The sequence below is a fragment of the Rhabdochromatium marinum genome, assembly GCF_016583795.1.
Taxonomy (GTDB): Bacteria; Pseudomonadota; Gammaproteobacteria; order Chromatiales; family Chromatiaceae; genus Rhabdochromatium; species Rhabdochromatium marinum.
Genome location: NZ_NRRS01000021.1, coordinates 15905 through 28677, shown reverse-complemented (window position 1 = coordinate 28677; position 12773 = coordinate 15905). Strand labels below are relative to the sequence as shown.

At 61.8% G+C, this 12773-nt stretch carries 10 protein-coding genes and 1 pseudogene; 8 read left to right on the top strand and 3 right to left on the bottom strand.

The annotated features are described in order from the left end of the window. The first annotated feature begins 21 nt into the window (after positions 1-21). The 5 genes and pseudogenes from CKO36_RS08525 to cobJ all read left to right on the top strand — a co-directional run bounded on the left by CKO36_RS08525 (position 22) and on the right by cobJ (position 5292). Complete coding sequence (locus CKO36_RS08525) at positions 22-1635, top strand: peptidoglycan D,D-transpeptidase FtsI family protein (RefSeq protein ID WP_200283398.1); 1614 nt, start codon at positions 22-24, stop codon at positions 1633-1635. Further along, the gene (locus CKO36_RS08520) at positions 1632-2987 is read left to right on the top strand and encodes an FtsW/RodA/SpoVE family cell cycle protein (protein WP_200283396.1); all 1356 of its coding nucleotides are present in this window, start codon (positions 1632-1634) and stop codon (positions 2985-2987) included. The genes CKO36_RS08525 and CKO36_RS08520 overlap by 4 nt, the downstream gene beginning before the upstream one ends. Positions 2988-3127: 140 nt before the next feature. Continuing rightward, complete coding sequence (locus CKO36_RS08515; RefSeq protein WP_200283394.1) at positions 3128-3556, top strand: hypothetical protein; 429 nt, start codon at positions 3128-3130, stop codon at positions 3554-3556. A 68-nt stretch (positions 3557-3624) separates the two neighbouring features. Beyond that, positions 3625-4359 (top strand): annotated as a pseudogene (locus CKO36_RS20650) (precorrin-2 C(20)-methyltransferase); the annotation flags it as partial. Then, the gene (gene cobJ, locus CKO36_RS20645; RefSeq protein WP_338053442.1) at positions 4339-5292 is read left to right on the top strand and encodes a precorrin-3B C(17)-methyltransferase; all 954 of its coding nucleotides are present in this window, start codon (positions 4339-4341) and stop codon (positions 5290-5292) included. The pseudogene CKO36_RS20650 and the gene cobJ, both read left to right, overlap by 21 nt. Before the next feature lie 4 nt (positions 5293-5296). Here the strand turns inward: cobJ and CKO36_RS08505 are convergent, their stop codons facing one another. The 3 genes from CKO36_RS08505 to tcuA are packed head-to-tail and all read right to left on the bottom strand — an operon-like array spanning position 5297 to position 8589. After that, entirely contained in the window at positions 5297-6067 is a 771-nt protein-coding gene (locus CKO36_RS08505; RefSeq protein ID WP_200283392.1) for a cobalt-precorrin-6A reductase, read from the bottom strand. 28 nt (positions 6068-6095) lie between these two features. Next, complete coding sequence (gene tcuB / locus CKO36_RS08500; RefSeq protein WP_200283389.1) at positions 6096-7208, bottom strand: tricarballylate utilization 4Fe-4S protein TcuB; 1113 nt, start codon at positions 7206-7208, stop codon at positions 6096-6098. After that, positions 7192-8589: an FAD-dependent tricarballylate dehydrogenase TcuA gene (gene tcuA / locus CKO36_RS08495; protein WP_200283375.1), complete on the bottom strand. Its 1398-nt coding sequence runs from the start codon at positions 8587-8589 to the stop codon at positions 7192-7194. The genes tcuB and tcuA overlap by 17 nt, the downstream gene beginning before the upstream one ends. A gap of 210 nt (positions 8590-8799) precedes the next feature. On the opposite strand from tcuA, the gene CKO36_RS08490 reads away from it, so the two are divergent. From CKO36_RS08490 to gap, 3 genes are all read left to right on the top strand, one after another. Beyond that, positions 8800-9366: a thioredoxin family protein gene (locus CKO36_RS08490; protein ID WP_200283371.1), complete on the top strand. Its 567-nt coding sequence runs from the start codon at positions 8800-8802 to the stop codon at positions 9364-9366. 234 nt (positions 9367-9600) lie between these two features. After that, positions 9601-11613 carry a transketolase gene (gene tkt / locus CKO36_RS08485; RefSeq protein WP_200283368.1) on the top strand — a complete coding sequence of 671 codons (2013 nt, stop codon included), beginning with the start codon at positions 9601-9603 and terminating at the stop codon, positions 11611-11613. A 54-nt stretch (positions 11614-11667) separates the two neighbouring features. Beyond that, positions 11668-12669: a type I glyceraldehyde-3-phosphate dehydrogenase gene (gap, locus tag CKO36_RS08480; protein ID WP_200283365.1), complete on the top strand. Its 1002-nt coding sequence runs from the start codon at positions 11668-11670 to the stop codon at positions 12667-12669. Positions 12670-12773: the final 104 nt, after the last annotated feature.

Below are 12773 nucleotides of genomic sequence, written 5' to 3'. Positions count from 1 at the left end.
GGGCAGTGGAAGCCCCTAATCTTGAATCCTCTCGCCACCTTCAACACCCTGATCGCTTCGCCCGCTTGGCCGACCTTGCAGCTTGGCCTGCATGGTTTGTTCTTTTTGGCGCTGCTGTACTTGCTCAAACGCCTGTTTGATCTGCGCTTGGTGGCGGCCCCGGCGGCGCTGCCTAAGTCAAAATCCCCCCTGGGTGCTCCATTGGTGTTAGTGATATTGGGGCTGGCCTTTGGCGCCGTGCTGGCGTATCAGGCCAGTTGGCAGTTGATGGGCATGATGCGGCCGAACTTCATCGACTTCATGCAGACCTATGATCGGCGGCAGTTCAATCCGGCGCATCGCATTCAGCGCGGACGCATCGCCGATTGGCATGGTCAGGTGTTGGCCTACAGCCGGGAAGCTGCGGGTCGGGTGCAGCGGGTCTATCCCTACGGCGCGGCTTTTGCGCATGTGGTGGGCTATCAGGATGCGACCTTTGGAGCCACGGGACTGGAGGGGTCGGCCAACGCCTATCTGAATGGCAGCACGCCGGTGGATCTGCGCGCCTGGCGCGATCTGGGCCAACAGGTGCTGATCCAGCGTGAACCGCGTGGGCAGGATCTGGTGCTCACCCTGGATGCCACTCTACAACGCCAAGCGTTCGCGGTGCTTGAGGGCCGCGCTGGAGCGGTGGTGATGCTGCGGCCCGGTGACGGGGCGGTGCGGGTGCTGGCCAGTGCGCCGGCCTTTGATCCGAATCAGATCGAAGCCAGTCTGTTCCAGCCTGATGATCCCCAGGCGCGCCTGCTCAATCGCGCCCTGCAGGGACGCTATCCCCCCGGCTCGACGTTCAAGCTGGTGGTGGCTGCCGCTGCCCTGGCCGCTGGCGCTACCGGCCCGGTGCAATGCGATGCAGAGGGCTATACCACGTCGGCGCGCTATCCGCTGATTCGCGATCATGACTACTATGCCGCCCGTCGCCGGGGCACCGTCTGGACCGGGCATGGCCATTTGACCCTGGGTCGCGCCCTAGCAGAGTCCTGTAATGTATTTTTCGCCAAAACTGGCGTGCAGCTCGGCCATCGGCGGTTTGCCCAGGCCCTGCAGGATTTTCTCTTCGACCAGCGCATTGCGCTGCACAGCAGCGCCTATGGCTCCCTGATGATGCTGACCGGCGAGGCGCCGCGCATGACCGCCTCCGATCGCTACGGGCTTGCTCAGGCCTCGATCGGTCAGGGACGGATGCTGATGACGCCAGCGCATTTGGCGTTGATCACTGGCGCCATCGCCAATGACGGGTTGGCAGTGCGACCGCGTCTGGTGAAAAAAGACCAGCCCGAGGTGCTGGCGCGAATGATGCCGGCCTCTGACGCCCGGCGATTGCAGCCGATGATGCGGCGGGTGGTGACCGAAGGCACGGCGCGCTCAATCAATGCGTCGGGTCTTGCCATCGCTGGCAAAACCGGCACGGCGCAAAATTCCGACGGGCCGCCGCACAGTTGGTTCGTGGGATACGCGCCGGCGGATCGGTATGACCCGAAGCGAACGCTGGCCATTGCGGTGCTGGTAGAGCAGGGTGGGTATGGCTCCAGCGTCGCCGCGCCTCTGGCGCGCGATCTGCTGCTGCAAGCCCAACAGCTGGGTCTGTTGCCATGAACGCTCAGGCAGCGGCACCCAGTCACTGGCAGCGGCTCTGGCAGGAAAGCTGGGAGGCTCGTGCCCCGGAGCGGCATTGGCTGGGGTTGTGTGCTTTTGCGGTCAGTGTCGGCTTTCTGTTGATCTTTGGCGCGCAGCGCAGTGTCGAGCATCTGATCGAGCCACGCGACCTGCTGCCGTTGGCGCTCTATTTGCCCAGTCTGGTGGTGGTGCATCTCACGCTGGTCACGGTACGCTTTCGCGGCGACCAGCTGATGGTAGCGGTGGTGGCGCTGCTCTCCGGGTTGGGCATTCTGATGCACTACCGGCTGGGTGCTTTTAATGCCGACACCCTGGCTGAGGCCGCGCGTGACTATGCGCTCTATCCGGTGTGCATGGGGGTTATGGTGCTGACGGTGCTGGCCGGCATGCGCGGGCGCTATCGTCATCTTGCTGCTTGGCCCTGGCTGTGGGCGCTGCTGTCCATTGGGCTGTTGGTGGTCGTGGTGGCAACCGGACATCGCTATCGTGGCGCTATCTATGCCGCCGGTTTGCTGACGCCGAGCGAATTCCTGAAGATCACTGTGGTGTGCTATCTCGCGGCGGCCATCGCCGCGCGCGCAACCGCGCTCAGTGCCTGGCGCTTTGGCCTGCTGCCGCCCCTGCGGGCGTTGCTGCCGCTGGCGGCTGTTTGGTTGCTGCTGTGTGGCCTGCTGCTGTGGCAGCGCGATCTGGGCATGTTTGCCATCCTGAACTTGGTGCTGCTGTTGCTGCTGACTCTGGGCACCGGACGCAGCGGTTATCTGCTGTTCAGTGCTGCGTTGGCGGTTGGCAGCACGCTGCTGTTGCTGAGGTTTTTCAGTCATGGCGCCCGGCGCGTTGAGGCCTGGCTTAACCCGTTCAGTGATCCGACCGGCGCAAGCTGGCAATTGTTGCAGGGGCTCTCGGGTATGTACTCGGGCGGACTCTGGGGACGCGGATTTGGAGCCGGCAATCCGGAATATATCCCAATCGCCGCCTCGGATTTTGTCTATGCGGTGCTGGGCGAGGAGTTGGGTTTTGTTGGCTCACTGCTGGTGGTGGTGTTTTTTCTGGTGCTGTTTCAACGCGGTTTTGCCATCGCGCTGCGCTGTCGCAGCTCCTTCGCCCGATTGCTGGCGGCCGGACTGACCGCCGTGCTGGCGGTGCAGAGTTTTCTGAATCTGGGCGGCGTGACCAAGCTGATTCCGCTCACCGGCATTACGTTGCCCTTCATCAGCCAGGGCGGCAGCAGCCTGTTGGCCTCGTTGATTGCTGTGGGTTTGACGCTTGCAATTTCCGATGGCGAACCCAAGAGGGCTGCCAAGAGCCGCCCCAGGCGCAAGAAAACCTGAGCGTGCTGTTTCAGCGTTCAGCGGGTGTTTTGGGGCAACATCATTATAAGTTTGGCAATGGTTGACTAATTTCATCGACAATTGCCGGGCGTTTCTGCAAGCTCAAGTCCTCATCAACAAGCACCTAGAGGTGATCCGCGATGGATAGTTTTACCCGTAATTACAGTATCGTACTCGGCTTGATTCTGGTCGTTGCGCTGGGATTCTGGATTCAATCGAGCTGGCAGCCCCGCGTGTGGGAATTAAACGATATACTCACATCCGATCCGAAACTGAAAGAATACCCCTATCAGTTCAAGCTGCGTTCGCTCCAGAATGGCCTGGCCATTCTCTCGACACCGCGCAACAGCAAGATCCCGGCTTATCGCTTTTTGCAGATCATTCATCCGGAACTGGCCGGCAAAGGTCAGGCGGATCCGGCGATGGTACAAGCGCAACAGGATCTGATCGACCATCAGAAATACGCTCAGATCCTGATGCTTGGGCAACCGGATGTTGAGCGCGTCGATTGGGAGCTGGATGTCAAATGGCTGGCTGACCATGGGGTGCATGGCACGGCGGGCGGCTGAGATCCGCACGCAGGGGCCTATTGCCTTGGGAGTCGAATTGTTTGCCAACTGAACCTGAGTCTACTGCGGTGGCTCCGCCGCACAATACATCCGCGCCGGGTCGGCTGATTGGTCTGGGCGTGGGGCCTGGCGACCCGGAACTGATGACGCTCAAGGCCTTGCGCCTGCTACGCGCGGCACCAGTAGTCGCCTACTATGCGGCTGAGAACAAGCGCGGCAATGCGCTAACCACAGTGGCGGAGTATCTGCGCCCGGAGCAGCAGTTGCTGCCGCTGCTGTATCCGATCACCGGCAAAATTCCACCGCCGCCCTTTGATTACGAGGGCGTGATGCGCGCCTTCTACGATCAGAGCGCGGCATCCCTGGCCGCACATCTGGCCGCCGGTCGGGATGTCGCGGTGCTGTGCGAAGGTGATCCCTTTTTTTACGGCTCCTTCATGTATCTGCATGATCGCCTCGCTGGGCGTTTCCCCACCGAGGTGATCGCCGGGGTGTGTTCAGTGGTGGCCAGCGCCTCGGCGCTGCGCACGCCGCTGGTGTATCGCGATCAAGCGCTGCTGGTGCTCTCCGGTACGCTGAGCGAGGCCGAGCTGCGCCGGCGCCTGGCCGGTGCCGAGGCTGCGGCGGTCATGAAATTGGGCACCAATTTTGCCAAGGTGCGCCGGGTGATCGAGCAGCTTGGTTTGCTGAAGCGCGCGCGCTATGTCGAGCGCGCGACCATGGATGGAGAGAGTATTCGCTCGCTGCCGGAGATTGCGCCGACCAGCGTGCCTTACTTTGCGATGATCCTGATTCCGGGTGAACCCTGGCCGGGCTCGGCCATGGTGCCGGTGACTACGCCTGAAGAGCGCCGACAGGCGAATGCCGAGCCTGAAGCGGAAGTGAAGTCAGGCGCTGGGCCGGATGCCAAGCCCGATACTCAGCCGGGAGCCGGTGCGGAATCAGCGGCGACGGGCCATCTGGCGGTGCTGGGGCTGGGGCCGGGCGCGGCGGAATGGCTGACGCCTGAGGCGCGCGCGGCCATAGATCAGGCCGAGGATATTCTGGGTTACGAGACTTATCTGCGTCTGGCCGGTCCCTTTCGGCCCGATCAGCGCGTGCAGCCCACCGACAATCGCCAGGAACTCGAGCGTGCTCGCGCCGCCCTGGAGTTGGCGGCCAGCGGGCGTCGGGTGGCACTGATTTCATCCGGCGATCCCGGCATTTTTGCCATGGCCAGTGCGGTGCTGGAGGTGCTGCATGACTCCGAGCATTCAGCCTGGAATCCGGCCTGGCAACAAGTGGCGCTGGATATTCTGCCCGGAATCTCGGCCGCGCAGGCGTTAGCCGCGCGGGTGGGGGCGCCTCTGGGGCATGATTTCTGTGTGCTATCCCTATCCGACAATCTGAAGCCCTGGGCGCTGATTGAGCGACGTTTGGCATTGGCGGCCGAGGCCGATTTGGTCATCGCGCTTTACAATCCGCGCTCCCGCGCCCGGCCGGAACCCCTGGGACGGGCGCTAGAGCTGTTGCGCGCGCAGCGTCACGCGGACACCCCGGTGGCGTTGGGGCGGGATCTGGGACGGACGGGCGAGCAGGTGCAGCGGCTCACGCTCGCCACCCTGGATCCGGAGCTGGTTGATATGCGCACGGTGCTGATTATCGGCTCGTCGCGCAGCCACGCCTTTGCGCGCCCCCAAGGCGGCGACTGGCTTTATACCCCGCGTTGGTATCCAGCCGCTTCCGAGTCCCAGTAGCCCATCAACTACCGGCGTACTGCTCCAGCCAACGCATGGCGGCATCCACCGTGGAGACGGTTGGCAGTGGTGGTCGCGGTGGGCGCTCGCGCATGATGACGTCAATCCCCAGTTCTCGTGCCGCCAATAGCTTGGCCAGGGCGCCCTCACCTCCGCTGTTGCGACAGACGATGGTGTCAATGGCATAGGAGCGCAGCAGCTCACGCTCAGATTCCAGAGTAAAGGGGCCGCGCTCAATCAGCACCTTGGCGGCGGCGAAGGGCGGCATGGGATTAGGCGGCGTGACGGTACGCAGCAAAAACCAGATGTGCTCCAGACGGGTAAAGGCGTCCAGCTCGCGCACGCCCAGTGCCAGCAGTACTCGTCGTGCGCCGCGTGTTTGCAATTGTACGCTGGCTTGATCCCAGTCCGCGACTGACCACCAGCGATCCTCTGCTGTTGGCTCCCAGATGGGGCGCTCCAGTCGCAGCAGTGGCACGCCCGCTTGCTGGCAGGCCTGGGCTGCGTGTTCTCCCATGGTACTAGCGAAGGGGTGGGTGGCGTCCACCACGGCCCGGATGGCACGCGCGTGCAGGAACTCACGCAGCCCGGCGGCACCGCCAAAGCCGCCGATGCGGTTTTCACCAACCGGTGTGCGCGGCGCGGCGGTACGTCCGGCCAGTGAACTGATGCTGTGGAAGCCCTCGCGGGCGGTGAGCTGCTCGGCCAGGGCATAGGCTTCGGTCACGCCACCGAGTAGCAGCACATGGGTGGTGTTGAGATGGGTGTTGGTCATGGGCAATTGGTTATGGGTAAGGTGCCGCCTACCGATCCAGGCGCAGGCGCAGCAGGGTCAGGAGCCGATAACCGGCATGAACCAGTTTGCTGGCCGGCAGTAGCACAAAAAAGCCGTAGACACTGCCCAGATGAACCAGGAGCAGCAGGCCCATAGCCGGGGTGGCCCGCCAGAGCAGCAGCGCCAGGCCGGTCAGGACGACGATGAGCAGCAGTGCAATTAGCACCTGGTCGGCGGCACGGCCCTCGGGCGTGAGCGCTAGGGGGTTGGTGTGGCGCTTGATCCACAGCAGTCCCAGGCTGGCGCTCAGCATCAGCAGTCCCCCCAGCAGCCCCAGCACGACTGGCGGACTGCTCAGCGGATAGGGTGCGAGTTGCTCCAGAACATGATGCCAGAAGGCGGCCGCCAGCGTGGCGGCCAGGCAGCTTAGCAGACCCAGCACCAGCAGTTGATGCAGCCAGCGGCGCGCCGGCGCCAGGCGGCTGTGCGAATCGGTGCAGCCGATGCCACCGCCCTGGAGATTTCTCAGCTTCACCACATCCGCCAGCAGGCCGCGCAGGGTTGCTGTTAGCTGTGACCAAGTGAGTGGCCCGGCAGGGGCTTGGTGGCTGATCGCACGCCAATAGCGGCTCAGGCTGATACTGATCGCCAGCAGCGCCCAACCCAGGCTCAGGCCGGCAAGTCCGGCCATGATGGGAAAGGGGACGATCTGATAGAAATCGCCTGGCATCTGTGCAGATGTCAGCAGCGATGCGCCGGGGATGAGCCAGATCCCCAGCAGGCTGCACAGGATGATGGCAGTCAGGATGCCCAGCAGCCATCGTTGGGGCGTGCGCAGCAGCGACGCCAGTGCCGGGGGCCAGACGCGCGTGGCATAGCTGTGGTCGCGCAGACGCTCCAGCGTGCGTGGCACATTGATATTGAACGCATGCGGCGGGGCATACTGGCAGGCCTCCAAACAGTTGCGGCAGGCGTGGCAGAGGTGGGCGAGCCGCTCCAGATCGGCGCTGGACAAGGTCGGGCACTCACGTGCAGCATCGAACAGATCGCAGAAGCCGTTGCAATAGCCGCAGATGTTGCACAGATTCAGCACCCGGCGCGCTTCGATGACACTGTCAGTTTCGTTAGCGGCTGCGTGCATAGCGGGCCGCCTCCTCGCCGGCCAGGCTGCCAAATACCATGCCGATGGTCAGCATCAGCCCTGAGAGATACCCCTGGGGGCAGAGATTGGGTGCCATCAGGGTGCCGGCGGCAAAGAGGTTAAGCATCGGTTCGCCGCAGGTCAGGCGGGTGCGGGCCTGGGTATCGACAGCCAGACCGTGGTAGGTGAAGGTAAGTCCGGGACGCAGCGGATAGGCGGCAAACGGGGGGCGTTTCAAGGGATGCGCCGGGCCGGTGCGTGGCGGTTGCAGCCCTGTGGTGACTGGGGTGCTGGACGCCGTCTGGGGTGCCCGTTGGAGCTGGAACTGGTGCATGGCGGCATTGTAAGTCTGCAGCGTCTGCTCCAGGGCGGCGGGGTCGATTCCCAGTTGCTGCGCCAGGGCGCGCGGATGATCGGCACAGATAGGCGGATAGAGCGCAGCCGGTGCGTTGTTCAGTCCCGCAGCGTCCAGCAACAGATAGCCGATCTGATCCGGGTAGCTGGCCAGCCGCTGCCCCCAAAGGGCATAGCGTGTTGAGCCGCTGTCAGCGCCCTCGTCATGGCGGCGCTGGCCGTTGCGGTCCACTACCAAGCCCTGGGGCATGCCGCGAATGCGGGTGACAATGCCGCCATCGGTGGGTGGTGAGCGCGCATCGACAGCGACCAGATACAGGCGGCTCGGATCGCCAATGCCTTGCATGCCGTGAGCCAGCAATTCCAGCAGTGGCTCGCCCCGCGCCTCTGGGGTGCCGCGATTGATAAAATTCACCACCCCAGCACCACAGTGCTGACGCAGCCAGTCGGGGTTGCCCTGGGCGCCGCCGCAGGCCAGGACCACGGCGACCGGTTGTAGCGTCTGGCATTGTTCGCCCTGTTGCAGACGAAGGCTGGACAAGCGGTTGCCCAGCAGGCGCGGCTGACTGAGCGTGCACTGATAGCGGATATCCACGCCAAGCTGCTCGGCGTGCTGGTACAGGGCATTGACCATGGCCTGACCGCCGCCGAGCAAAAAGGCGGTCTTGCGCGAGAACGGCAGCCGCCCGTTGTTGCGGGTTTGCAGGGCTACGCCCGCCCCATGCAGCCAGTCCGGTAGCGCACGCGAGCGTTCAATCAGCACGCGTGCGAGTGTGGCATCGCCGCTGCCGCCAGTGACACGCGCGAGATCCTGAGCAAATTCAGTGGCTCCGTAGGTGCCAGCGGCCAGTGGGCTGGGCTGCTCATGACAGAAGCGAAAGTTACGCGCATGGCGGCTGTTGCCACCGCGTTGCCAGGGCGGGGCGCTCTCGGCGAGCATCACCTGTGCGCCGCTGCGGCGTGCGCGGATGGCGGCACACAGGCCCGCGATACCGCCGCCAATGACAAGAACCTCTGGTGGATTCACGGTTTGCTGTTGCAGCTTGAGTCAGTTCAGGTGCCAGGTCAGGTGCCAGGTCAGGTGCCAGGTCAGGTGCCAGGTCAGGTGTGTCAGGTCGGGTCTGTACAATTGTGACGGGTGCGAAAGGCTTTGGGAATACCCGAGTTTTCCGGTACTATATATGCCGTCAAATTACGCACCCATGGTTCAGATATGCTTGCCTAAGGGAGTCAGTTTATGGTTTCACTCGAAACTCCAGTGTGCGAGTTCGGTCTACCCGCCCCGGATTTTTCTTTGCCCGGCGTGGATGGCAAGACTTGGACGCGCGATGCTTGCAAGGGGCCAAATGGCCTGCTGGTGATGTTTATCTGCAATCACTGCCCCTATGTCCAGGCGGTACGTGATCGGATTGTGCGTGATGCGCGTGAATTAGCCGAGCTTGGTGTCGGTGTTGTGGCCATTATGTCGAATGATCCGACCGATTATCCAGAAGACTCATTTGACAACATGCGCCAGGTCGCGCAGGAGTATCAATTCCCCTTCCCTTACCTGCTCGATGAAACCCAGCAGGTGGCCAAGACCTTCGGGGCCATCTGCACGCCAGACTTTTTTGGCTACAACGGCCAGTTGGAGCTTCAGTACCGCGGTCGCCTGGATGAAAGCCGCAAGGAAGCCGCGCCGGCCAATGTGCGGCGTGATCTGTTCGAGGGGATGAAGCAGGTGGCCGAAACCGGTCAGGGGCCGGCGCAGCAGATTCCCAGCATTGGCTGCTCGATCAAGTGGAAGGAAAGCACCGCCCCCTGATAACCCCTGAAACAAACGCTTAAGCGTTTGTTTTTTTGTGGTTTACTGGGCTTTGGTCAAATCTGGCGCAGGGCATACCGGGTCGGAAAAAGTTGCCCCTGCGCGCCTTTCCTACTTAATATGTCGGCTTTTGTGCCGCGCGTCGGGTTCAGCGCCTGTTACAGCGTTGGGCTAGAGTGCGCGCGTCGAATATAAACGCCACTACTACTGTCAACCGTCTTGAGGGAGGGGCTCATGTCCTCACGCAAAGAACTCGCGAACGCTATCCGCGCGCTTAGTATGGATGCGGTGCAGAAAGCTAAATCGGGACATCCGGGTGCCCCCATGGGCATGGCCGATATTGCCGAGGTGTTGTGGAATGACTTTATGCAGCACAACCCGGCCAATCCCAACTGGTCCAACCGTGATCGGTTTGTTTTGTCCAACGGTCATGGCTCGATGCTGATCTATTCGCTGCTGCATCTGACTGGTTACGACCTGAAGATCGACGACCTTAAGCAGTTTCGTCAAATGCACTCCAAAACGCCCGGTCATCCGGAGTACGGCTATGCGCCGGGCGTTGAGACCACCACCGGGCCGCTGGGACAGGGCATCACCAACGCTATCGGCATGGCGCTGGCTGAGAAAATTCTCGCGGCGCAGTTTAACAAGCCCGGTCATGACATCGTTGATCACCATACCTATGTGTTCCTCGGCGATGGCTGCCTGATGGAAGGCGTTTCGCATGAGGCCTGCTCACTGGCCGGTGCGCTGGGGCTGGGCAAGCTGATTGCTGTCTATGATGACAACAACATCTCCATCGACGGCGAGGTGCGTGGGCATGGCGATACCCCGGCTTGGTTCCTGGATGATACCCCCAAGCGGTTCGAGTCCTATGGCTGGCATGTGATTCCCAAGGTGGATGGCCATGATCCCGAGGCGATCAAGATGGCCATTGAGGAAGCTCGCACCATCACCGACAAGCCCACCCTGATCTGCTGCCAAACCATCATCGGTTTTGGCTCACCGAATAAAGAGGGCAAGGAAGAGTGCCATGGTGCCCCGCTGGGTGATGACGAAATTGCGCTAACTCGCGAGAAGCTTGGCTGGACGCATCCGCCCTTTGAGATTCCCCAGGGCATCTATGATGGCTGGGATGCCAAGGCCCGGGGCCGTGCGCTGGAAGACGAGTGGAATCAGCGCTTCGCTGCCTACAAGAGCGCTTTTCCAACCGAAGCGGCTGAATTTGAACGGCGCATGGCCGGCACACTGCCAGATGATTTCGATGCCAAGGCTTGGGCATTCATCAAGGAAGTGGATGCCAAGGCGGAAAAAATCGCCACTCGCAAGGCGTCGCAGAATGCCCTCAATGGCTTCGGCCCCCTACTGCCGGAACTGCTGGGCGGCTCGGCAGATCTGGCCGGTTCCAACCTGACGCTGTGGAAAGGCTGTAAGGGCGTGGGACCCAAGGATGCCAGTGGCAATTACATCTACTATGGCGTGCGCGAGTTCGGCATGTCCGCCATCATGAATGGTCTGACCCTGCATGGCGGCTTCAAGCCCTATGGTGCCACCTTCCTGATGTTCATGGAATACGCGCGCAATGCCGTGCGTATGGCGGCGCTGATGAAGATCAACCCCATCTTCGTCTACACCCATGATTCCATCGGCCTCGGCGAGGACGGCCCCACCCATCAGCCGGTTGAGCAGGTCAGTATCTTGCGCCTGACACCACGCCTGTCCACCTGGCGTCCCTGCGATGCGGTTGAGAGTGCGGTGGCCTGGAAGTGCGCCATTGAGCGTCAGGAAGCGCCTACCGCGCTGATTTTCTCCCGCCAGGGTGCGCCACACATGAGCCGCGATGAAACGCAACTGCGTGCCATCGAAAAAGGCGGCTATGTGCTGCGCGACTGTGACGGCACCCCCGAGGCCATCATCATCGGCACCGGCACCGAAGTGGAACTGGCCGTGCAGGCCTGCGAGGCGCTGACCGCCAAGGGTCGCAAGGTGCGGGTGGTGTCCATGCCGTCCATGGATACCTTCGATGCGCAGGATGACAGCTACAAGGCATCCGTGCTGCCGGAGTCGGTCAGCGCCCGGGTCGCGGTGGAAGCCGGGGTTTCGAGCCTGTGGCCCAAGTACCTTGGCATGCAGGGCAAGGTGATTGGGGTCGATACCTTCGGGGAGTCGGCGCCGGCAGGTGATGTGTATAAAGCCTTTGGCGTGACCGCCGAGGCTGTGACGGCTGCGGTGGAAAGCCTGCTGTAGTGGTTCCTAATTATTATTCGATTGACTGAGTATCTGACTGAGGAGTAGTACCCCATGGCTTTAAAAGTAGGAATTAACGGTTTTGGTCGTATTGGTCGCATGGCGTTTCGTGCCATTGCCAAGGACTTTCCGGATATGCAGGTGGTTGGCATCAACGACCTGCTCGACCCCGATTATCTGGCCTACATGCTCAAGTACGATTCGGTGCATGGCAACTTTGACGGTGATATCAGCGTCGATGGCCACACCATGATCGTCAACGGTAACAAAATCCGTCTGACCGCCGAGAAAGATCCGTCCAAGCTCGCGTGGGGCGATGTTGGTGCCGACCTGGTTCTGGAGTGCACCGGCTTTTTCCTGACCACCGAAAGCTGCCAAGCGCACATTGATGCTGGCGCCAAGAAGGTGGTGCAGTCCGCGCCCTCTAAGGACAGCACTCCGATGTTTGTCTATGGTGTCAACCACAAGACCTATGACGGCCAGGCCATTATCTCAGCCGCCTCCTGTACGACCAATTGTCTGGCGCCGGTGTCCAAGGTGCTGAACGACAACTGGGGCCTGAAGCGTGGCCTGATGACCACCGTGCATGCCGCGACTGCTACCCAGAAGACGGTTGACGGCCCTTCCATGAAGGATTGGCGTGGCGGTCGCGGTATCCTCGAGAACATCATCCCGTCCTCAACTGGCGCGGCCAAGGCGGTAGGCAAGGTACTGCCCGAGCTGAATGGGAAGCTGACCGGCATGGCCTTCCGCGTACCGACCTCTGATGTGTCGGTGGTCGATCTCACCTGCGAGCTGAGCAAGGAAGCCACCTATGACGACATCTGCGCGGCCATGAAGGCGGCCTCTGAGTCTGGTGACCTGGCTGGCGTGCTGGCTTACACTGAGGATAAGGTGGTCTCGACCGACTTCCGTGGTTGTGGCACGCCGTCCATCTTCGACGCTGGCGCTGGCATTATGCTGGATTCGACCTTTGTGAAGGTCGTCTCCTGGTATGACAATGAGTACGGCTATACCTGCAACTTCCTGCGTATGGCGCAGCACGTCTCGAAGTAAGTTCGCTGAATGTTCCCGGCCATACCGGTTATCAACCGATATGGCCGGGGGTTCGGGCACCAAGGTTTTTTCATCATTGCTGGGTATAGTCGGCAAAACTTTAG